General features: G+C 50.5%; 23 protein-coding genes. 16 read left to right on the top strand and 7 right to left on the bottom strand.

The features are described from left to right. The 3 genes from ABNT28_RS04445 to ABNT28_RS04435 form a co-directional block, all read right to left on the bottom strand. On the bottom strand, positions 1–965 hold a 965-nt coding region (locus ABNT28_RS04445), incomplete at its 3' end, for an AGE family epimerase/isomerase (protein WP_332925192.1). A 13-nt stretch (positions 966–978) separates the two neighbouring features. Continuing rightward, a complete protein-coding gene (locus ABNT28_RS04440) occupies positions 979–2,433 on the bottom strand; it encodes a HAMP domain-containing sensor histidine kinase (protein ID WP_332925191.1) in 1,455 nt (484 codons plus the stop codon). Further along, on the bottom strand, positions 2,433–3,170 hold the full coding sequence (locus ABNT28_RS04435) for a response regulator transcription factor (RefSeq protein ID WP_332925190.1): 738 nt from the start codon (positions 3,168–3,170) through the stop codon (positions 2,433–2,435). The genes ABNT28_RS04440 and ABNT28_RS04435 overlap by 1 nt, the downstream gene beginning before the upstream one ends. Before the next feature lie 225 nt (positions 3,171–3,395). On the opposite strand from ABNT28_RS04435, the gene ABNT28_RS04430 reads away from it, so the two are divergent. The 9 genes from ABNT28_RS04430 (at position 3,396) to eda (ending at position 13,345) form a co-directional block, all read left to right on the top strand. Beyond that, the gene (locus ABNT28_RS04430; protein WP_332925189.1) at positions 3,396–4,643 is read left to right on the top strand and encodes an ABC transporter substrate-binding protein; all 1,248 of its coding nucleotides are present in this window, start codon (positions 3,396–3,398) and stop codon (positions 4,641–4,643) included. 57 nt (positions 4,644–4,700) lie between these two features. Continuing rightward, positions 4,701–5,576: a sugar ABC transporter permease gene (locus ABNT28_RS04425; RefSeq protein WP_332925188.1), complete on the top strand. Its 876-nt coding sequence runs from the start codon at positions 4,701–4,703 to the stop codon at positions 5,574–5,576. After that, positions 5,566–6,456, top strand: coding sequence for a carbohydrate ABC transporter permease (locus ABNT28_RS04420; RefSeq protein ID WP_332925187.1), 891 nt, complete (start codon positions 5,566–5,568; stop codon positions 6,454–6,456). The genes ABNT28_RS04425 and ABNT28_RS04420 overlap by 11 nt, the downstream gene beginning before the upstream one ends. Positions 6,457–6,461: 5 nt before the next feature. Next, the gene (gene ugpC, locus ABNT28_RS04415; RefSeq protein ID WP_332925186.1) at positions 6,462–7,565 is read left to right on the top strand and encodes a sn-glycerol-3-phosphate ABC transporter ATP-binding protein UgpC; all 1,104 of its coding nucleotides are present in this window, start codon (positions 6,462–6,464) and stop codon (positions 7,563–7,565) included. Between the two features lie 192 nt (positions 7,566–7,757). Further along, a complete protein-coding gene (glk, locus tag ABNT28_RS04410) occupies positions 7,758–8,738 on the top strand; it encodes a glucokinase (protein WP_332925185.1) in 981 nt (326 codons plus the stop codon). Positions 8,739–8,773: 35 nt separating this feature from the next. Further along, positions 8,774–10,264: a glucose-6-phosphate dehydrogenase gene (zwf, locus tag ABNT28_RS04405; RefSeq protein ID WP_332925184.1), complete on the top strand. Its 1,491-nt coding sequence runs from the start codon at positions 8,774–8,776 to the stop codon at positions 10,262–10,264. Continuing rightward, a complete protein-coding gene (pgl, locus tag ABNT28_RS04400) occupies positions 10,264–10,887 on the top strand; it encodes a 6-phosphogluconolactonase (protein ID WP_332925183.1) in 624 nt (207 codons plus the stop codon). The genes zwf and pgl overlap by 1 nt, the downstream gene beginning before the upstream one ends. Continuing rightward, on the top strand, positions 10,884–12,713 hold the full coding sequence (gene edd / locus ABNT28_RS04395; RefSeq protein ID WP_332925182.1) for a phosphogluconate dehydratase: 1,830 nt from the start codon (positions 10,884–10,886) through the stop codon (positions 12,711–12,713). The genes pgl and edd overlap by 4 nt, the downstream gene beginning before the upstream one ends. After that, positions 12,713–13,345 (top strand): bifunctional 4-hydroxy-2-oxoglutarate aldolase/2-dehydro-3-deoxy-phosphogluconate aldolase, encoded by a 633-nt coding sequence (gene eda / locus ABNT28_RS04390; RefSeq protein WP_332925181.1) that lies wholly within the window; start codon positions 12,713–12,715, stop codon positions 13,343–13,345. The genes edd and eda overlap by 1 nt, the downstream gene beginning before the upstream one ends. An 18-nt stretch (positions 13,346–13,363) precedes the next feature. Here the strand turns inward: eda and ABNT28_RS04385 are convergent, their stop codons facing one another. The 3 genes from ABNT28_RS04385 to ABNT28_RS04375 all read right to left on the bottom strand — a co-directional run bounded on the left by ABNT28_RS04385 (position 13,364) and on the right by ABNT28_RS04375 (position 15,985). Continuing rightward, entirely contained in the window at positions 13,364–14,527 is a 1,164-nt protein-coding gene (locus ABNT28_RS04385) for an MFS transporter (protein WP_332925180.1), read from the bottom strand. A gap of 2 nt (positions 14,528–14,529) precedes the next feature. Beyond that, positions 14,530–15,471 carry a Gfo/Idh/MocA family oxidoreductase gene (locus tag ABNT28_RS04380; protein ID WP_332925179.1) on the bottom strand — a complete coding sequence of 314 codons (942 nt, stop codon included), beginning with the start codon at positions 15,469–15,471 and terminating at the stop codon, positions 14,530–14,532. Between the two features lie 67 nt (positions 15,472–15,538). Further along, on the bottom strand, positions 15,539–15,985 hold the full coding sequence (locus tag ABNT28_RS04375) for a DUF4396 domain-containing protein (RefSeq protein WP_332925178.1): 447 nt from the start codon (positions 15,983–15,985) through the stop codon (positions 15,539–15,541). Positions 15,986–16,185: 200 nt separating this feature from the next. On the opposite strand from ABNT28_RS04375, the gene ABNT28_RS04370 reads away from it, so the two are divergent. The 3 genes from ABNT28_RS04370 to ABNT28_RS04360 all read left to right on the top strand — a co-directional run bounded on the left by ABNT28_RS04370 (position 16,186) and on the right by ABNT28_RS04360 (position 18,708). Then, positions 16,186–17,670 (top strand): hypothetical protein, encoded by a 1,485-nt coding sequence (locus ABNT28_RS04370; RefSeq protein WP_332925177.1) that lies wholly within the window; start codon positions 16,186–16,188, stop codon positions 17,668–17,670. A 56-nt stretch (positions 17,671–17,726) separates the two neighbouring features. Continuing rightward, positions 17,727–18,140 carry a hypothetical protein gene (locus ABNT28_RS04365; RefSeq protein ID WP_332925176.1) on the top strand — a complete coding sequence of 138 codons (414 nt, stop codon included), beginning with the start codon at positions 17,727–17,729 and terminating at the stop codon, positions 18,138–18,140. A 106-nt stretch (positions 18,141–18,246) separates the two neighbouring features. After that, a complete protein-coding gene (locus ABNT28_RS04360) occupies positions 18,247–18,708 on the top strand; it encodes a YaiI/YqxD family protein (RefSeq protein ID WP_348721071.1) in 462 nt (153 codons plus the stop codon). 8 nt (positions 18,709–18,716) lie between these two features. Here the strand turns inward: ABNT28_RS04360 and ABNT28_RS04355 are convergent, their stop codons facing one another. Continuing rightward, entirely contained in the window at positions 18,717–18,881 is a 165-nt protein-coding gene (locus tag ABNT28_RS04355; RefSeq protein ID WP_332924654.1) for a DUF2256 domain-containing protein, read from the bottom strand. A gap of 106 nt (positions 18,882–18,987) precedes the next feature. On the opposite strand from ABNT28_RS04355, the gene ABNT28_RS04350 reads away from it, so the two are divergent. From ABNT28_RS04350 to ABNT28_RS04335, 4 genes are all read left to right on the top strand, one after another. Next, the gene (locus ABNT28_RS04350) at positions 18,988–19,512 is read left to right on the top strand and encodes an arsenate reductase ArsC (RefSeq protein ID WP_332924653.1); all 525 of its coding nucleotides are present in this window, start codon (positions 18,988–18,990) and stop codon (positions 19,510–19,512) included. Next, the gene (locus tag ABNT28_RS04345; RefSeq protein ID WP_332924652.1) at positions 19,509–20,189 is read left to right on the top strand and encodes an MIP/aquaporin family protein; all 681 of its coding nucleotides are present in this window, start codon (positions 19,509–19,511) and stop codon (positions 20,187–20,189) included. Before ABNT28_RS04350 ends, ABNT28_RS04345 begins: the two co-directional genes overlap by 4 nt. Before the next feature lie 11 nt (positions 20,190–20,200). Further along, on the top strand, positions 20,201–21,433 hold the full coding sequence (locus tag ABNT28_RS04340; protein WP_332924651.1) for a multidrug effflux MFS transporter: 1,233 nt from the start codon (positions 20,201–20,203) through the stop codon (positions 21,431–21,433). Between the two features lie 154 nt (positions 21,434–21,587). After that, positions 21,588–22,255 (top strand): GTP-binding protein (locus tag ABNT28_RS04335; protein ID WP_348721070.1); only part of this gene is annotated, 668 nt, incomplete at its 3' end.

Genomic DNA, 22,255 nt, shown 5'->3' with positions numbered 1-22,255 from the left:
CAGGCGGCAGAGATTGCTTCGGCCTGCACCCAAAAATATTTCTGCGCATCGGCAAAGCTACCATCCGGCGCATAACCATAGACCAGCCCGCCACATTCATTATCCCAGCCTTTCTGCATGGCGGTGTCAAACAGATGTCTGGCGACAGGTAAATGCCAGTCGGCAGGGCGGTGATGGTCTAACTGTAAAATCAGTTTGGCCCATTCGACCTGATGACCTGGTTGATAGCCCCATGGCTTGAACAGGTCGTCTGGCTTGTCGATGTTGAATGTCCAGTCATGTTGCCAGTTTGTGTCATAATGCTCCCAAATCTGGCCATCGGTGTTGGCGGTTAGTTCGACGGTGAATTTATGCGCAATGGCGCTGGCACGATCCAGATAGCGTGGCATGCCGGTTGTCTGATAGGCCGCTAGCAAGGCCTCGACGCTGTGCATATTGGCATTCTGCCCGCGATAGGCTGATAGCACAGCCAGATGGGCATCGCGTTCATCAGCGTAAGCACCATGTTCGGGCTCGTAGAAATAAGTTTCCATGAAATCCCAGATTTCGGCAATCATATCGCTGGCACCGGCGATATCAAGGCGGCTGGCGGTGGTAGCGGCTAGCATGACAAAGGCATGACCATAGGCCATGGCGCGGCTATCTTCGATCGTGCTGCCGTTGCGCTGCCATATATAATGCCCATCATCGCAGCGATGATGCGAGACCAGATAGGCAAAGCCATGCGCCGCCCAGTCCCGATAATGCGGTGTGCCCGTATACATAAAGGCATTGGCATAATTGAAAACAAACCGTGCCGAGCTGACCAGATGCCGTGTGTCCTTGTCATAAATGCTACCGTCATCACGGAAATAATGAAAAAACCCACCAGCAGGATCAAACGCATGTGGTTCGTAAAAGGCCAGAATATCGGCGATATGCTGGCGCAAAAAGCCGGCATCTTCAAAATCAGGATAATCTGCCAATGCTTGTTTTCTCCTATTGCCGCGCGATGGTCAGTGTCGCCCGCAGGCCATCGGACATATTCTGGAAATGCAAACTGCCGCCATGCTGTTCAGCAATGGTAGAGGCTACGGTTAGTCCCATGCCAAAGCCCTCAATATGCGCTGTATTCTCGCCGCGTTTGAAAGGCGCGGTCAGCAATGCTAGGTCATCCTCGCTCATACCAACGCCAAAATCATCAATATGAATTTCGGCAATTTCCGATGAAGATTCGAGTGACACAATTGCTTTGCGCCCATATTTCAGCGCATTATCGATCAGATTGCTGATCGCCCTTTGCAATGAAAGTGGCTGCGCCATCACAATCATTCTATTTGTCTTGAGCCGCGCTCCTCGCAAAGATGTGGGCTTGCTATCGGAAAAGATTGTCCGTGTTGAGATTGTCTTGACGGTCTGTTCCTGTAGGGTCACCGGATAGCCCGCATCCTGAAAATCAGCAACCACCGCGTCAACCAGCGCGACCAGCGACATTTTGCGCGGCTTTTCGACATTCATTTCCGATTGCGTATAATCCAGCACGCTCTGAATCATCCCCGTCATGCGATCAATATCAGCATCCATTTTGTGGCGTAGTTCGTCATCTTCGATCAAAGCTGTGCGTAAACGAAGGCGGGCGGCTGGTGTCCCCAGATCATGGCTGACACCCGACAGAAACATCGCGCGTTTCGATAAGGACGCGCCTTCTGCCTTACGATGCGCATTTATAGCTGTGATCATTGCGCGTAATTCGGTTGGTCCTTCAGGACTGTAGCTGGTTGATCCACGCGCAGACCAGCGTCCAGACAAAATATTAGCAAAAGACAGAAAAGCACTGCTCGTATTGACGATCAGTGCCGATAAAAAGGCCAGCGTTAAGATCGGAATAGCGGCGGCAAGCAGGCGGTAGTCAGTTGGTGCGGCTTGGCACCCCCAGATGGCATTGCCATCAACACGCACCCAAGGTTTGTTTTCATAAGCGATAAAAATTGTGGCGTTAGAACAGTAACTAGCCAGTAATCGCGTTACGCTAGCGAGACTGGCGCCAGACGCGTTTTGTTTTGATTTTTCAAGTTCGGCAACCGGATATTTCAGATCTGGCGATATTATCGCAAGCGCCATACGTTTGTTTATGTTGCTGATTGAGGACGTTGCTCCAAGCGACAAAAGTGTGATGTGATCGGCAGGTGCTACCTCGGGGAATTGCGAAAAGCGTCCATTCTCGGCCAGACGTAACAGAGGAAGTGGTAATTCGCTTATCTGTAGGCCGTCTATAGGCGGTGTGTCATCGCGCACTGTTTCAAACAGGCTCAGCCCTGACATATATGATTTATGCAGATGCTGTTTCCATTGCGCTTCGGAATACATCCATAGCCAGCTTGACAAGATGCCAGCCAAGCCTGCGCTGATGATCCAAATCGTGGCGCGCATCTGTAAACTGAGAATGATCTTCATCAGATTTCTGTTTGCGTTACGTCAACTGCAAAGATATAGCCAACGCCGCGTTCGGTTTTCAATAAGGCCGGATTTTTGGGGTTCTCTTCAATCTTGCCACGCAACCGGCCTACCAGAACATCCAAGGCACGGCCAGAACTGTCCATATTGATATCGCCAGCCTGGGTGACATCCATGGCCGTGGTGATTTCATCGCGCGTCAGGGGCACATGCGGATTGGCAAGTAATACCTTGAGCAAGCGTGTTTCGCGTTGTGACAGGGCAATCTGAATGCCATCCGGCGACAGCACTTCGTCTTTCTTGCCATCATAGACCCAGCCCGCGAAGCTGAAGAGCGAGGTGTTGCGCCGATAGTTCAGCGAGGCCGAACGCCGGACACGGCGCAGAACCGCCTTGACGCGTGCCAGCAAGAGATCGGGATTGAAAGGCTTGGCAATATAATCATCAGCGCCGACCTCATAGCCGGACATGCGCTGATGATCTGCCGACAAGGCCGATACCAGAATGATCGGCACATCCTGTTCCCGGCGCAATTCCTTGCATAATTCGATGCCGTTTTCTTCGCCAAGCATAACATCAAGCAAAATCAGTTCGATTCGCCCAGCCGAAATATGATGCTGTATTTCCCGTCCTGTGGCTGCTGTATGCACCATGAAACCGTGCTTGCGCAGATATTGCGCCATCATCTGGCGCATTTCCATATCGTCATCAACAACCAAAATAGTGGGTACAGACATTGCAAATCTTTCACAATCAGGTAACGAAAAGACATTATCTTAGTAATGCAAAAGGGGCATCTTAGTAACAAAAGGCAACAAAAACCATATTTAGGTAACAATGTGTAATATTTCGGGCAAAAAAATCACATTCGCTCAAAAATTGATGAAGAACGATATTGAAACACTGTGCCGCTCAGGTCAGGGTGTCGCACCTTAAATGCATTTGTATCTGGGAGGATTGTAATGAATTCTAAATTTGTATCAGTGGCAACCGCCGCTATCATGACTATGGCCGCAGGTGCTGCTAATGCCGAACCACAAGCTGAGGTTCTGCACTGGTGGACGTCAGGTGGTGAAGCAAAGTCTGTTGCCGTTTTGCAGCAGGAATTTGATGGCCGCGGTGGCACATGGACAGACATGCCTGTTGCTGGTGGTGGCGGTGACGCAGCCATGACAGCACTTCGTGCACGTGTTCTTGCTGGCAACGCGCCAACAGCTGTTCAGCTGAAAGGCCCTGCCATTCAGGAATGGTATGAAGAAGGTGTTCTTGCTGACATTTCTTCAGTTGCCAAGGCAAATGGATGGGCAGACGTTCTGCCACCATCAATTGCCAATCATATGAAATGTGAAGGTACCTGGTGTGCAGCACCTGTTAACGTTCACCGTATTGACTGGATCTGGGCAAATGCCGATGTGCTGTCAAAGAACGGTATCAAGATGCCAACAACATGGGCTGAATTCAATGCCGCCGCAGCAAAACTGCAGGCAGCTGGCGTTACGCCTCTGGCACATGGTGGTCAGGCATGGCAGGACGCAACAGTATTTGAAGCTGTAGCGCTTGGTATTGGTGGCGCAGACTTCTTCCAGAAGGCCTTCGTTGATCTTGATCCAGCAACTTTGAAGTCTGACACAATGGTTAAAGTGTTCGACCAGATGCGCACAATGCGCGGTTTTGTTGACAGCAACTTCTCAGGCCGTGACTGGAACCTTGCAACAGCAATGGTCATGAATGGCGAAGCTGCTTTCCAGATCATGGGTGACTGGGCAAAGGGTGAATTCCTAGCTGCTGGCAAGAAGCCTGGCGTGGACTTCCTGTGTGCTTCAACACCTGGTGAAGGCTTCCTCTATAATGTTGACAGCTTTGCCATGTTCAGCGTTGACGGTAAGGACAAGAAAGACGGTCAGCTTCTGCTTGCCGAGCTTATCGTTGGTAAAAACTTCCAGAAGGTATTCAACCTGAACAAAGGTTCAATCCCTGCACGTGTTGACGTGGCTCTGGACGAGTTTGACAGCTGTGCACACACATCTGCCAAAGATATGGCCGATAGCAACAAAGGTGGTTCACTGCTTCCATCTTACGCACATGGCATGGCACTTCGCGGTGCACAGGCCGGTGCTATCACTGACGTTGTGACAGCACATTTCAATTCAGACATGTCTTCAGCTGATGCTGTGAAGATGCTGGCTGATGCGGTTGCAAATAGCCTGTAGATAATTCTGCCTCGTCCGGTGCTATAATCGGACGGGGTTTATTTTTGGAGGATGAAGATGTCAGAATGGCTAGAGCGACATATACCCAAAATGGTTTTGGCTCCATCCTTTGCCGCCATCTTGATTTTTGTTTATGGATTTATCGGCTGGACAGCCTGGGTGTCACTAACAAAATCCAAGCTGCTGCCGAAATATGATATTGTTGGTCTGTTTCAATATGACCGACTTTTTGCATCCCCGCGTTGGGATACAGCTATCGATAATTTGTTTATTTTCGGATTTTTGTTCATCGTCATTTCCATGATCCTGGGTTTGCTTCTGGCTATTATGCTGGATCAGAAAATCCGCACCGAAGGTGCGCTTCGTACTATTTTTCTATATCCAATGGCCTTGTCACTGATTGTGACGGGTACAGCCTGGAAATGGATTTTGAATCCGGGTCTGGGTCTGGAAGCCACGGTCAAAGGCTGGGGTTTCGAGAGCTTTACCTTTGACTGGTTGGTCAATCCCGATATGGCGATCTATACAGTCGTGATCGCCGGTGTCTGGCAGGCCTCGGGCTTTGTAATGGCGCTGTTTCTGGCAGGATTGCGATCTGTTGATCAGGAAATTATCAAAGCCGCGCAAGTCGATGGTATTCCGACATGGCGTATCTATTCGGCGATTATCATTCCATCGATGGCACCTATTTTTCTGTCTGCCTTTATTGTATTGGCGCATCTTGCGATTAAAAGTTTCGATCTGGTCATTGCCCTGACAGGCGGTGGTCCGGGCTATGCAACCGATCTGCCAGCGACCTTTATGTATACGATGGCATTTTCACGCGGCAATATCGGTCAGGCGGCAAGTTCGGCCATGGTCATGATGGCTGTCGTTTTTGCGATTGTGGTGCCTTATCTTTATTCCGAATTGCGAGCAAAAAATGACGGATGATATTCACAGCACATCGCAAACGAATATGATTGGCAAGCTGGCCTTGAGATGGGGGCTGTATATTCTGCTATGCCTGTTTGCATTATATTACCTGATGCCGCTTTTTGTGATGGTTACAACGTCGCTGAAAAGCCTTGATGAAATCCGCACCGGCTCATTGGTGGCTTTGCCTCGTGACGTAACCTTTGCCGCGTGGGGTACTGCCTGGTCGAGTGCCTGTACGGGGATTCAGTGCGAAGGTCTGCGTCCCTATTTCTGGAATTCGGTTCTTTTGGCAGTGCCTGCGGTGCTGATTTCAACGCTTATTGGTGCGATCAATGGCTATGTCATTGCCAAATGGCGGTTCAAAGGCGCGAATCTGATTTTTTCACTAATGCTATTCGGGTGCTTTATTCCGTTTCAGGTGGTGCTGTTGCCAATGGCGCGGATGCTGGGTCTTATGGGCATGGCAGGATCAATCACAGGACTGATTTTTGTGCATGTGGTTTATGGAATCGGTTTTACGACGCTGTTTTTCCGAAATTATTACGTCACCATTCCCACCGAACTGGTGAAAGCTGCCAAAGTTGATGGCGCTGGTTTCTTCCGCATTCTGTGGGAAATTTTTCTGCCGCTATCGCTTCCCATCATTGTGGTTACGATCATCTGGCAATTCACCCAAATATGGAATGATTTTCTGTTTGGCGTGTCATTTTCGCAAGCTGGAACGCAACCTGTGACGGTGGCACTCAATAATATTGTGAATTCAACAACTGGTGTCAAAGAGTACAATGTCGATATGGCTTCTGCGATTATCGCGGCCTTGCCAACGCTCGTTGTGTATGTTGTCGCTGGCAAATATTTTATCCGCGGTCTGACTGCGGGTTCGGTTAAAGGATAAAGAACATGGCGCCAATCCTCGAAATCAAGAATCTGTATAAAAATTATGGATCGTTGAATATTCTTAAGGATGTCAATGTATCAATCGGGTCAGGTGACTTTCTGGTGCTTGTTGGCCCGTCAGGATGCGGTAAATCAACGTTGCTGAACTGTATTGCCGGTCTTGAACCGATCAGCGGTGGATCGATTGAAATTGGCGGCCAGGACATGACGCATGTCAGCCCGAAAGACCGCAATATTGCCATGGTGTTTCAATCCTACGCGCTTTATCCAACCATGACGGTGGCCAAGAATATCACCTTTGGCATGAAGGTGCGCGGTGTCGAAAAGGCAGAGCAGGATATCAAGCTGGCCGAGGTAGCGCGGCAGTTGCAGATCGAACCATTACTAAGTCGTCGTCCGGCGCAACTTTCCGGTGGCCAGCGTCAGCGTGTTGCCATGGGGCGGGCGCTGGTTCGCGATCCAAAGCTGTTTCTGTTTGATGAGCCTTTATCCAATCTGGACGCCAAATTGCGCGTCGAGATGCGTACCGAAATCAAGAAGCTTCACCAGAATCTGGGAGCATCGATGGTCTATGTGACGCATGACCAGATTGAAGCCATGACATTGGCTACCAAGATTGTCGTCATGAAAGGTGGCGTGGTTCAGCAGATTGGCACGCCAGCCGAAATCTATAGCAAACCTGCAAATCTGTTTGTTGCAGATTTCATGGGATCGCCAGCGATGAATCTGATCCCGGCCAAGGCCAAGAAAAACGGTTCCGGCTATAATGTCATCATCGAGCGGGCAGGTGGCGAACCACTGGTTCTGCATGAAAAGCGTACGAAAAAGCTACCCGCCAATGTCGTGGTTGGACTACGGCCAGAAGATATCGGTGATGCGCAATATCGCAAAGGGCGTGATCTGCATGTGTCATCATGTCAGGTTGATGTTGTCGAGCCAGCCGGTGCCGATACCTTTGTGCTGATGTCGCTAGGTGGCAAGGAAGTCACGGCACGACTGCATGCCGAAACCGGTGCCACGCCTGGCAAAGAAATAGAATTTGCTTTTGATATGAAGAAGCTATCCTATTTTGATGCGGATACCGGTGACCGGCTGGAATTACAGTAACAGCTTTTTGTGGACGCCCATTTTAACATATCTTGCTATGGACGAAGGCAGGGTGAAAACAGTATCATGCGTCTGAAACATAATTGCGACCAAGCACAGGCTGTTTGCCTAGGCGTGCCCAGGCTCTGACTATATGACGTGACCTTGGGTAGTTGCATCGGGTGAGATAAGCAAAATGAGTTTACTGGCAGAATGAGTTTACTGGTTGCAGATATTGGCGGGACGAATGTCCGCTTTGGTGTAGCGGCAGATGCCACGGCACCGTTGACGCATGTGCAGATCATGACTTGTGCGCCATACCCTAACTTTGCCGATGCCATAGCCGCATTTCTGGCACCGCTTGATGTCACGATCAACTATCTTTCGGTCGCTGTTGCTGGCCCCGTGAATGACGATAAGGTTGATGTGACCAATAATCACTGGGTTTTTGACAAGAGTGCAGTGATGCAACAGCTGGGCGTTGATGGCATTCTGGTGATTAACGATTTTACCGCCCAGGCGCTGGCGCAAAGTGATCCGGCAACCAATGGCAATATCCAGATTTGTGACGGCATGTCTGACCGCGCTGCGCCGTTGTTGGTGATTGGACCTGGCACCGGTTTGGGGGTTTCGGCCTTAATCCCCGCAGGTGACGATTTTGTGCCGATTGAAGGCGAAGGTGGGCATGTGTCCTTTGCGCCGCGAACGGCAGATGAAATCGCCTTGCTTGGCTTTTTGAACCAGACCATGGCTCATGTGTCAGCCGAGCGGGTCGTAAGCGGAGCAGGTCTGGAAAATGTCTATGCGTTCATGGCTGATCGGGCAGGGGATACAGAAATACCAGCCCGGCTTGGCGCGCCGGAGATTGGCGTAGCGGCTGTGGCAGATGGCGGGATTGCCCGAGATGCGGTACATCTGATGCTAGGCTGTCTTGGTACGGTGATGGCCAATGCGGTGCTGACCTTGGGCGCATGGCGCGGGGTGGTGATTGCAGGCGGGATTGTGCCACATGTGCAAAGTCTGCTTGCCGACAGCCCCTTTGCCACGCGCTTCCGGCATCAGGGGCGTATGGGAACGTTGCTGAACGCTGTGCCTGTATGGTTGTCGGTTGATCCACTAGCTGGCATAAAGGGCGCGCAGGCGGCCATGGCTAATCGATATACGGCTGTGCGCATGAAACGGAAATCAAATTAACGGTGCTAACAGAAAGTTGAAAACGGCGTAACATAATGTCTGAACTTATTCCAAAATCCGCAGAAATACCCGATAGCGATTATGTGATTGTCGGGGGTACAGGCGATCTGGCACTTCGCAAGATTTTTCCGGCACTGTTCTGGCGCTATCTTGCTGGCCAGATTACCACCGAATTCCGCCTGATTGCGGCCGCCCGTTCATCTATGTCAGTCGATGAGTTCGCAACCAAGCTTCGCCCCTTTTGCGCAGATGCGATTGCTGGCGAAGAGGATGGTGAGGGTCACTGGACAGGCTTTATAGCGCTTATCCGGATTGTCGCGCTTGATGTTGTTAGCGGAGAAGGCGGGGCCGAACTTGCCGAACTGATTAGTCGCCGCCTGTCACCCGAACGGCCATTGATTTTCTATCTGGCGATCGCACCAACCTTGTTTGGTGCGGCATGTGATACGATTGCAAAGCATGAGCTGGCGGTGGCACAAAGCCGCCTTGTGGTCGAAAAGCCGCTTGGCAATGACGGCGAATCTGCCCGCGCGATCAACAAATTATTGCTGAATGTTTTTGACGAAACACAAATTTACCGGATTGACCATTATTTGGGCAAAGAGACCGTGCAGAATCTGATGGCACTGCGTTTTGCCAATACGATTTTTGAATCGCAATGGGGTAATCATGCGATTGACCATGTGCAGATTACCGTTGCCGAAACAGTTGGGGTTAATGGCCGCGCGTCCTATTATGACAAATATGGTGCTTTGCGGGATATGGTGCAAAACCACCTGCTTCAGCTTGTCTGTCTGGTTGGGATGGAGCCGCCTGCTTATTTCAATGCCGATCAGGTGCGAGACGAAAAGCTGCGTGTGTTACGCGCTATCCAGCCGATCGCGCCTAGCGATGTCGTGCGCGGTCAATATGAAGAAGGCGATGTGGATGGGAAGGCTGTTGCGAGCTATCGTGACGAGCTTGGTGGCGTTTCAAACACCGAAACCTATGTCGCTTTGAAACTGGTGATCGAAAACTGGCGTTGGGCTGGGGTGCCGTTCTATGTGCGCACAGGCAAACGCCTTACCCAACGTGCCAGCGAGATTGTTATTACCTTTAAAAATCGTCCTCACGATATTTTCACCAAACCTGGCGCTCCGGCGAAACCCGATGTGCCAAACCGATTAACGATCCGGCTTCAACCGCATGAAGGTCTGCGATTGCAACTGACGAGTAAAGCGCCAGGGCCTGGTGGTATGCGTCTGTTCCCGTCTGAATTGAACTTGTCCTTTGGTGATACGTTTGACCAACGCCTGCCTGATGCTTACGAACGGCTGTTGATGGATGTGGCACGGGGCAACCAGACTTTGTTTATGCGCCTTGATGAGGTGCTTGCCGCCTGGGATATTATCGACCCGCTGATCGCAGATATTGATAAACATGCATTGCATAAATATCAGGCAGGTACGATGGGACCGATGCAAGGTGATACGCTTGCCCTAAGTGACGCACATGCGTGGATTGATCCACATGAGGGAGAAGCGTGATGATAGATTCAGGTGCGGTTATTGCCGATTATTTATCACAAGCGGTTGCTAAACGCGGATCAGCCAGTCTGGTCGTGTCTGGCGGGTCAAGTCCGGTGCCATCATTTGCAACGCTGGCCAGCATGCCGATTGAGTGGGCAAAAGTCACGATCACGCTGGTTGATGATCGTGATGTGCCTGCTGACCATGCAGATTCGAATGATTTGCTGGTGCAAACGCATTTATTGCAAGGCCATGCGGCACAAGCGCAGTTTGTTTCCCTTGCCCGCGACCCCGATATGGTGGCGCGCATCGCCCGCCCGTTTGACGTGATGTTGCTGGGCATGGGGACAGACGGGCATTTTGCGTCGCTATTTCCCGACATGATGTCCGATGCAACAGCTTTTGACCCAGATGCCAAACCAGAGATTTTACGCACGGGCATTAAGGGATCACCAGCACATCCGCGTATCAGTATGAATCTGGCGATGATTTTGCAGTCGCGGCATATCATGCTTTTGATTCAAGGCGCCGCTAAACGCGAAGTACTTGCCGAAGCCCAGCATGATCGAAATTTACCTGTCTCGGCATTATTGCACCAGACGATCACCGACATTGATATTATTACGGATCAGCCATCATGACATTGCATAGCGTCATTGACGCGGTTACTGACCGCATACGCACCCGAAGCCAAGCCAGCCGTGCGGCCTATCTGGCATCGATTGCCGATATGCAGAATGATCCAGATAGTGACCGCCGGTCGGTATCCTGTTCTAATATGGCGCATGCGGCAGCGGCGGCAGGCGGCGATCAGGATGATGTGCTGGCAATGGCCGATGTGATAAAGCCAAATATAGGCATCATAACAGCCTATAATGATATGCTATCGGCGCATCAGCCATTTGAAAAATTCCCACAAATTATCAAGGCCGCGGCACGTTCAGTAGGTGCCACGGCGCAGGTTGCTGGCGGCGTGCCTGCCATGTGTGATGGCGTCACGCAAGGCCGCCCCGGGATGGAGTTGTCATTGCTGAGCCGTGATGTGATTGCCATGTCAACAGGCATCGGCCTGTCACATGGGGTCTATGATGCGGCAGTCTGTCTTGGCGTATGTGACAAGATTGTCCCCGGGCTGGTTATGGGGGCTTTATCCTTTGGCCATTTGCCAACCATTTTTGTGCCAGCAGGCCCGATGTCAACAGGCCTTGCCAATGATGAAAAAGCCGCTGTTCGCAAAGCCTATGCCCAAGGCAAAGCAAGTCGTGCCGATCTGCTGAAGTCCGAAGTATCTGCCTATCATGGTGCGGGCACATGCACATTTTATGGAACTGCCAATAGTAACCAGATGTTGATGGAAATTATGGGTCTGCATTTGCCAGGTGCGGCCTTTATTCATCCGCATGATGATCTGCGTCATGCGTTGACAGTGGCAGCCACGCATCAGGCCGCCGCCATTTCGCGGCAGTCGGATGATTATCGTCCAATTGGCGAAATTCTGGATGAACGTAGTTTTGTGAATGCCATTGTCGGCTTGCATGCAACAGGTGGATCAACAAATCATACATTACATTTGCCAGCGATGGCGGCGGCGGCTGGTATCGCGCTGACATGGGAAGATTTTGCCGATCTGTCCGATATAGTCCCGCTTTTGGCGCGGGTTTATCCAAACGGCAGTGCGGATGTTAATCATTTTCATGCGGCTGGTGGCATTGGTTTTGTGATCCGCGAGCTTTTGGAAGCTGGATTGGTGCATGATGATGCGCGCACAGTATGGGGTGATAATCTGGCTGATTACGCATCTGAGCCATGTTTTGGCGCAAATAATGAAATTGTATGGAAACCAGCGACGGCTGAAAGCCACGATCCAGATATTTTGCGTCCCGTTGCAGACCCGCATAGTGCAACAGGGGGGTTGAAAATGCTGACAGGGTCGCTTGGTAAGTCGGTGATCAAGGTGTCGGCAGTTGATCCAAGCCGCCATATTGTGACCGCGCCGGCACAGGTTTTTGCCAGTGAAGCAGAGGTCAAGGCCGCCTTTGCTGATGGGTTGCTCAATCAGGATGTGATTGTGGTTATTCATACGCAGGGCCCACAAGCCAATGGTATGCCCGAATTGCATAGTCTGACCCCGCTTTTATCCATTTTACAGGAACAGGGACATAAGGTGGCGCTGGTAACAGACGGGCGTATGTCGGGCGCATCAGGAAAAGTGCCAGCAGCGATCCATGTTTGTCCCGAAGCCGTGGTAGGCGGTGCCATTGCCAAGATCAAAGATGGTGACATGATCACCCTTGATGCGGTTAGCGGACAACTGAATGTTGCGGCTGATCTGGATGCACGACCTTTGCCAGCGATAGCAAATCATGCACCACAGGAAAGCTTTGGCCGCCCATTATTTGCAAGCTTGCGCGGCAAGGCCGCCCCAGCAGAACAGGGAGGCGGCGTAAACCCGCTGATAAATTTATAATGACAAAGGTTAAGATGACGATTGATGACGTTCTGGCACTAGGGCATGTTATGCCAGTGATTGTGATTGATGATGTTGCCCATGCGGTGCCATTGGCGGAAACTTTGCTGGCCAATGGTATCCGCACAATCGAGATCACCTTGCGCACATCAGCGGCGCTTGATTCGATTGCCGCGATTGCCGATCACTGCCCCGATATGGTTGTTGGTGCGGGTACGATTCTGTCGCTTGAATTAGCACAAGCATCGGCATCAGCTGGCGCACGTTTTGTGGTTAGTCCGGGATGTACCGAAGCTGTCATTAAAGGGTGTCAGACAGCTGAGATGCCGCTTTTGCCCGGGGCATCAACCGTTTCGGAAATGATGGCGCTTGCCGAACAGGGTTTTGGCGTTATCAAATTTTTTCCAGCGATGGCGGCTGGTGGACCTAATTTTATCAAATCACTAGCTAGTCCCTTACCGCATCTCGGGTTTTGCCCGACAGGCGGTATCACCGAAGCTACCGCGCCAGATTGGCTGGCTTTGCCTAATGTGCCATGTCTTGGAGGGTCGTGGATTGCCCCAGCCACGCTTATCAATGATGAAGATTGGGACGCGATTGGAGCGCATGCAAAGGCGGCAAGCCTGCTTTAGTCAGCATGTTCTTAGTCCTTATTCAGATGTGAACATGCGAGATAGGGACAGCGAGGCGAGTCCCGAAATCAATGACAGCCCAGCCAATGTCATGATTGTCATATTCAAATCGATCATATGCGCAATCAAACCCAACAAGGCAGGTCCGGTAAGAAGGCCAAAATAGGCAAAGGCAATAATCAGAGAAATCTGCCGCAAGGGTTTATTGCCGCTTAGGCGACCAGCGGTGGAGATAATAAGAGGAAAGGCGTTACCAAGCGCCAGACCAAGTAATCCATAAGCAATTATAATGATTGTGGGCTGGCCTATATAAAGTGCCAGTGACAAAACAACCGCCGCCGCCAACATGGGAACGGCCAGTAATAGATGCGTCTGAAAATAGGCGGCAAGCCTGTCGCCCATAAGCCGAATTGCGGTCATTGCCAATCCGAAGATGAGAACGGGTCTGCCAGCTTCTTCGAGGGTGAGATTGTGATATTGATGAAGATGCAAAGCTGACCAGTCAACAACGCCGCCTTCGATTAATGTGCTGATAAAAATCAGGATGCCCAGAAATATAATTATGGCCTTGTTCAAGGATACCGTAGCTTTATCAGTGTCTATTGTCGAAACGGGATCACGAATCCATTCTGTGCGGCGCATCATGCCGATACCAAAAATAGCGGCACTGACAATGATGCCCATTGGAACTGAAACCTGCATCTTGAGTAAGGCCGTGATGACAACAGCGCCTATAAGCATGCCAGCCGAAAACATAGCATGGAAGAATGACATGCCGCGTCGGTCTGATTGCTGTTCCCATTGCGATGCCTGGGTGTTTAGTCCAGCTTCAAGGAAACCGGCGGCAATACCTGCAAAAATGCCTGCAATGTAAAATATAGGAAGCGATAATGTTGTTAGGCAGATTGCAATGGAAAGCGCAAATAACAGTCCGCCAAAGCGCAATATGCGGGTGGTGGGTATATGTTGGTCAAAACGTGTCACCAAGGCAATGCCCGTGCATAGGCTGATGCCAATAACCAGCAGAAACAAGGCCAGCATCAAGGGATCAAGGCCAAGGCTGGCGCTTCGTTCCGGTACAAGGACGCCCCACATGCCAAAAAAGGCACCTTGACCAAAAAAGCCGAATGAAATCGAAAACCTAGTCTGGCTTATTTCCTGTGCGGTGATCGCCGTTGTCATAATCAGCGTTCGCGGGCACTTAGCAAGGTATCAATCGTTTTTGTCGTCGCACGACTATGGGTAAAATCAGGCGCCGCGCCCGCTTTGGCATGGGCGACAAAATCGGCGACCATAAGCGCATATTGATCGCATGCCGGAAACGTAATGCGTTCAGCATCATCGCCAAGGGTGTTCTGTCCCCATTGCGCGGTTGTTGCGCCATTTGGATTGAACGGAATATTCAGCCGTGCCCAGCCATCAGTGCCGATCACATGCACCATCTGTGACAGACCAGAACTGCTGGACACGGTAAAGGTCAGATGTTGGCCATGAGGCCAGATCAACATACCGCTGGCCAATTTTTCGATGTTACGGTCATCATCCATTTCGACATGACATGATATATGTTCAGGCGCGCCGCCAAACATCAGCACCCCCGCCATGATCGCGTAACAGCCAATATCATAAATAGGCCCGCCGCCATATTCGGCAACATTGCGCACATCCTGTGCGGGGCGCGGCGGATAACAGAAATGGGTCTGGATCGCCTGCGGTGTGCCAATGTCAATTTCGGTGATCCAAGTCCATTGTGGATGATGCCGGATCATGAAGCCTTCATAGATATAGACATTTGATGCGCTGGCGACAGCTTCAAGCTGGTCAAGCTCGGCCTCATTAAGGGCGATCGGCTTTTCGCATAAGACATGCTTGCCAGCCTCTATCGCGCGGATTGTCCATGGCACATGCAGATGATTTGGCAGGGGAATATAGACAGCCTCGACGCCTGGATCTGCCAGCACATCTTCATAGCTGGACTGGCGCATGCCGTCATATAGAGGATTATCAGAAGGCGAAGATGGATCACGCCGCCCGATATGGGTGATCTCATGCCCAGCTGATGTTATGGCTGGAATCAGTTTTTCGCGGCTGATTTTGGCATCACCCAGAATTCCAAATTTCATCATGTCACCTCGCTATCATCAATAGCTATATCAAAGCGGTCATGCCGCATGCCGTCAAGATGAAGATGGGTTAGTGGCAAGCCTTGCCAAGCGCCTTTAGCCGCCAGTAATTATAGGGAAGCGGGGCCAAAAATCCGGCCAGTAGCATTATTGGTATTACGGTAAGATTAAGTCGGGCACCACCAGTCATGGCAACATCAACAAGATTCATGGCTGTTTCCATGCCGATCATCGAGACAAGCGACATGCCACATGCGGTTTTGATGGCGATATTAAGTGCCATCTGGCGGCTCAGAATGATCGTTTCCAGAATGATCGATGTTATAAGCCCGTTGAAAATCGCCAGCGACATAATGGCCAAGGTTGACCAGGGAATCCCGGTATATTGAAAAAAGGCAATCGTCCCAAGATCACCAATGGCACAGCCAATCAGACACCATAGGGTGTTATACGACGCTCGCCGCCATGTGTGACGGCAGGTCCAGTGGATGTTTAAGTGATCTATACGAAATGACATCTGCTACCCATACGTAAAATGTCGATATAATACATTGAAATGGTGTAGTACCAATCAGGGATCAAGCCCCCTGCATTACAATAAGCATATATGCCGGTTTGCTGAAGGATAGACATATAAGCATCGTCATAAATTGATTTTTCATGGCGTTTCATATAATCCCTGCTTGTCAGACCCTATCATTTATCGAAGAATGACGCATGACTTTAGCATCTGTTTATTCAATGGCGCCAGCCAATGCGGAACCCCGAACAGAACGCGTGGCTGTGATCGATATTGGCTCAAATTCATTGCGGCTTGTCGTCTATGCCAATAATGGGCGCTATCCATTTCCATTGTTCAACGAGCGGTCAAATTGCCGCCTTGGTGCTAATCTTGATAAAACGGGGTTATTGAACCAAGAACGCATCGATGTCGCTGTTACAACAATCACCCGCTTTGCGCATGTGCTGTCGAATATGGGAGTCAGCCGGGTTCATGCGGTGGCCACAGCGGCGGTGCGCCGCGCCAAAAATGCGGCCGATTTTATCACCCCTGCCCAAGCTGCGCTGGGGCATCCCATTCGGGTGTTATCGCAAAGCGAAGAAGCACATTATGTCAGCAAGGGGCTGGTGCTGAATATTCCTGGCGCCAGTGGCATTGTCGCTGACCTAGGGGGTGGTAGTCTGGAAATCGTGCGGCTGGAAAAAGGTGAGGTAAAGCATTCGATAAGTCTGAATATTGGACATCTATCGAGCCTGAGTGACAAGGATATTGACAAGGCGCTGGCAAGCGTTTCATGGCTTGGCACCAAAAAGAATCTGAAATTATATGGCGTTGGCGGTAGTTTCCGTGCGCTTGGGATGGCATTTATCGAGGAAGCGCGCTATCCGCTTTCGGTATTGCACGGGCTGAAGATTGATGCCGATGACGCGATTGATATTCTCAATCATATTGTCACCGACATATCTGATCTGGGCGGTATCCCCGAAGGCCGCAAAAAAACCATGCCAACCGCCGCACGAATCATCCGGGCGTTGATGCGCAGGGCAAAAGTGGCCAAGCTAGAGATTAGCGGCACCTCTATCCGCGATGGGGTGATCGCCAATTATGAGCTGAATGATGCTGATCGCGCCGATTTTCTGCTGGCGGTATGTTCGGAAATCTATCAGAACAACCGCCGTTTTCCTGATGTGCCGGAAAAGCTATTTGCTTTTTTAAAGCCCTTGCAGATGACACAGGACAACAAGAAGTTTAACCGCCTGCTTGAAGCGGCTTGCTATCTGGCTGATTTTTGTTGGAATGAGCATGAAGATATACGCGGTGATCTGGCTGCCCGCCGTGTGCTAGGTCTGCCCGTGAACTGCATCTCGCATAAAGACCGGATATGGCTAGCACTGGCTGTCTATCACCGCCATGTCGGGGTGAAGCAGAATAAGGCGCGGCCAAGAGAGCTGCGGCATATTCTGGGTGATGCGCATCGCAAGCAAGCGGTCGCTATTGGTCTGGGATTGCGCTTTGCCATGTTCTTTAGCGGCGGCACAGCAACGGATATGGGTAAAATCCGGTTAAGCGTGTCCGACAAGGTGCTGACCTTGCATGTTGGTGCTGGTGCCGCGGCGTTGATTGATGAACATGCACAGCGCCGCTTTACATTCCTAGCACAAAGCATTAAGTGCTCAGCATCGATTGAAATTGAGGATTAGCATCGGTTTTGATCGGCTATTGCCGCGCTCCATCATTTAGCCAACGGATTATTGATATGTCACAGGAAACGACGTCGCAGACTTATTTTGTGCCGCTTGCCAGCATCATGGAACATCATGATGGTAATCTGTTAGCTGCCATGCAAACGGACGATCTGCGCAACTGCATCGTGACCATGCCGATTGTCGTGGATGTGGCCAAATCAGGCGAGCAGAGTTTTTTTGTCGGGGTTGCCGTGACATGTGATTTTGACAGTCCCGAAGCCTTGTCGGATGAATTTGCCCGAAGCGCGCCAGAAGGATATATCCCGATTTTTGCCTGGATTCCGGCAAATCGGTTCAATAATGATGATTTTGGCATTTTTATTGATCCGAATGACTGTGGTGAAACGCTGGTCAATGGCATGATCGGCGAAGTTATCGAACAGGCGCAGATTGAAATGACGGTTGCGGCACTGGCCACACAATGATGCGCTGTAAAGTGAAGCACTTTACAGTGACGCGCGAAACAATGACGCGCGAAACAATGACGCGCGAGACAATGACCCAACAAGATTAAACCTACAGGGCGTGAAGATGGCGATTTATGTTGATGCAGATGCCTGTCCGGTAAAAGACGAAATTGTCACGGTGGCAAACCGGCATAAGCTGGATGTCTATATTGTCTCAAATGGGGGTATTCGTCCGCATCCGCATCCGCAGGTGCATATGATTATCGTGGCAGACGGTGCGGATGAGGCGGATAAATGGATTGCCGATCAGGCTAAGACCGGCGATATCGTGATTACCGCTGATATTCCGTTAGCGGCCAAAGCGGTTGCGGCAGGGGCATTGGTACTGCGTCATGACGGCGATATGATTACCGAGGCCAATATTGGCAATCAGCTAGCAACACGCGATTTAATGACCGATGTTCGCGCGGCCGACCCGCTATTCACCGGACAGGGGCATAAAGGCCAGCGCAGTTTCAGCAAGCAGGACCGATCTCGGTTTTTGAATAATCTGGAAATGACGATCCGCAAAGTGACAGGTGGGTAAAGGCGTTATTAGTCTTGCGCCTTACTGCCGTTTTTAGCTGTTCCCGCACACCGTTTTGAACAATAGCGCACCTGTTCCCAGTCGCGTGCCCATTTTTTGCGCCATGCAAAGGGTAAACCGCAATATGCACATATTTTTTTTGGGAAATTGGCCTTTTTTAACATTTTTGACATATATCTATGACCAATTATTGTTCTGTATAGGTTTTTCAGACTTTGCTGATCAGTTATATTTACCTAGCCCGAAAATAATGGCTAGTCACTAAAGGGAATTTTGACGATGCCAAATACTAGGCCAGATATTAAGCCAGATATTAGACCAGATACCATGAATGTGCTGTTCCTCTGCACAGGCAATTCGGCACGGTCATTGATAGCCGAGGGTATTTTGCGGCATCGTGGTGGATTGTCCTATCAGGCCTTTTCGGCTGGATCAAAACCGACAGGAACGCCTAATCCCAACGCGATAGTCATTTTGCAGAAACATGGCATTGATACCGGCTTTGCAGCGTCAAAAAGCTGGGATGTGTTTGCTGGTGAGGCCTATGGTGAAATGCATATGATTATAACAGTCTGTGCCAATGCCGCCGGAGAAACCTGCCCGATATGGCCGGGTCATCCGGCAACAGCACATTGGGGTGTTGAAGACCCCGCCGCCGTTACAGGAAATATGGCTGATATTGAAGCTGCTTTTGCACGCACCTATGTACAGATGGATGCCCGTATGAGTGCATTATTGGCTTTGGGTGATCTGCACCTGCCAGCGCAATTGGACGCTGTTCGTGCAATTGGGGATATGTCATGAGTGGACAGGGTGTAGGACGTCGGCTAGTTGCTGAATGGCTGGGAACGCTTTTGCTGCTGGCAACCGTTATTGGATCGGGCATTATGGCCGAGCGGCTGGCCGGTGGAAATGTAGCGATTGCTTTGCTTGGCAATACAATTGCGACTGGGGCTATTCTGGTTGTTCTTATCACAGTGTTCGGGTCTGTTTCTGGCGCGCATTTCAATCCGGCGGTAACGCTAGCTTTTGCAATCCGCAAAGACATTAGCGTGCCAATGGCAGTTTTATATATTGTCATACAGATTATAGGTGCTGTTTGCGGGGCTATGCTGGCGCATTTTATGTTTGAGGTGCCATTAATACAGATCTCACAAAATGTGCGAAGCGGGTCAGCACAGATGGGATCAGAGGCGGTCGCAACTTTTGGTCTGATAATGGTTATTTTTGGTGGCATCCGGTTCCGGCCTGACGCAGTGCCTTGGCTGGTCGGGTTATATATAACAGCGGCTTACTGGTTCACATCATCGACCAGTTTTGCCAATCCGGCGGTAACGCTTGCCCGTTCGTTGACGGACAGCTTTTCGGGGATACGCCCGATTGATGCGCCCGGATTTATTATTTCCCAGCTTGTCGCGGCAGTCATTGCGACATATGTTCTTGGCTGGTTATTTAGCAATAAGGCTGAACCAAACAGCTAGAGTATTTCTGGATGCTAGAAAATAATGAAGCGCCTGCCTCGCAAACTGTGGCAGGTAGCGCAACATCTGATTTTAAAAATCCGTCAATGTTGTTGTTGATCTTGCTTTCAGGGATTGGGGGCTTTGCGATGGTTGTCGTGGTGCCGCTTATTCCAATTCTGGCTGATAGCCTTGATGTATCCTATGCTACCGCACAGCTAAGTTTAAGTGTCTTTTTTGCATCCTTTGCCGTGGCCCAGCTAGTTCTGGGGCCTTTTTCGGATAGCTATGGGCGGCGCACGACGCTGATCATAGGGATGAGTCTGTTCGCGCTTGGAAGTCTGGCTTGCGCCCTTTCGGAAACAGCATATGTGGTCATTTTCGGACGTGGGCTTCAGGGTATTGGCGCCGCGTCCGGCATGGCCATTGCGCGCGTCATTATCAATGATGTGCATGGCCGCGAAAAATCGGCAAAACTGATCGGTTATTTGACGATGGCAATGGTCATTGGCCCCATGGCAGCACCAACAATTTCGGGCTTTGTTGCCGAAGCATTTGGCTGGCGCTGGCTGTTCTGGATGCTGTTTGTGGTTAGTTCGTGTTTGCTGGTGACGATCATCATGAAGTTACCCGAAACAGTGCAGTTTTCACGGGATGCTGATGGACGCCGGCAGGGGTTTTTTGACGGCTTACCTTTGTTCAAGAATATTGAATTTATCGGGTTGGCGGGGAACTGGGCTTTTAGTGCCTGTGTCTATTATGCCTTTCTGGCGGGTGCTGCCTATGTCGTGATCGAACAGATGGGACGATCAGAGACCGAATATGGTGCTTATTTTATAATTGTATCGCTTGGCTATCTGACAGGTAACTGGATTGCGGCGCGCTATTCGCATGTCTATGCATCGTCACGGTTTATCATGGCAGGTACGCTTTTGGCTTTGGCGGCGACTATCACGCAATGGCCATTATATGGAATGATGCATCCTGTTTATGTGTTTGGCCCGATGTCGATCATTGCTTTTGCCAATGGTCTTGTCAGCCCGCATTCGGCATCATCGGTGATGAATGTAGTGCCGCGTCTGTCAGGGGCCGCCTCAGGTCTATCGGGATTTCTTCAGATTGGTGGTGGGGCGCTGATTAGCTTGCTGGTCGGTTATTTTCAGTTCCAGTTTGGCTATACGATGATTATCGTCATGTTCCTGTCGGCAAGCTGTGGGTTGATTTCATTAATGCTGTGCTGGCATATCATCCGCCCTTCACGATAGAAAACGCGATTTTTCGCGATAAATTAAGTAAAAATGCGTTATTTTGTGGCTATTAATAAAGCCAGTGATGAAATTAGGGCTTTCCATATGCTGCATTAAGCAGTAGTTATGCGGCCAGACCTGAAGAAACAGGCAAAACTCAAGAGACATGATGATGACACAAGAACTGCGCAATATCGCGATTATTGCCCATGTTGACCATGGCAAAACAACACTTATCGACTCGATTATGAAGCAAAGCGGTATGTTCCGTGATAATCAGGCGGTTGATGAACGTGTGATGGATTCAGGCGATCTTGAAAAAGAGCGCGGCATTACCATTCTGGCCAAGCCAACGTCGGTGGTCTGGAAAGATACGCGCATCAATATTATCGATACGCCTGGTCACGCTGATTTCGGCGGTGAGGTTGAGCGTGTTCTGGGCATGGCCGATGGTGTTATTCTGCTGACTGACGCTGCCGAAGGGCCGATGCCGCAAACCAAATTTGTTTTGGGCAAGGCGTTGGCGCAAGGATTGCGTCCGATTGTGATTATCAACAAGATCGACCGCAGTGATGGACGGCCTGAAGAGGTTGTTGACGAAGTTTTTGATTTATTCGTAGCGCTTGATGCCAATGAAGAGCAGCTTGATTTCCCAATTTTATATGCATCCGGCCGCGATGGCTGGTGTGTTGAAGAGCTTGATGATGCGCGTGAAAACCTGCATCCGCTTCTTGATCGCATTCTGGCGCATGTCGCGCCGCCGCAGGTTGATGCCGAAGCGCCGTTTGCCATGCTGGCAACATTGCTTGATTCAGACCCCTATCTTGGTCGTTGTCTGGT

The sequence above is a fragment of the uncultured Candidatus Puniceispirillum sp. genome (genome assembly GCF_963979125.1).
In the GTDB taxonomy this organism is placed as follows: domain Bacteria; phylum Pseudomonadota; class Alphaproteobacteria; order Puniceispirillales; family Puniceispirillaceae; genus Puniceispirillum.
The sequence above is the reverse complement of the archived record's forward strand: the minus strand, read 5'-3'. Positions and strand labels throughout refer to the sequence as shown.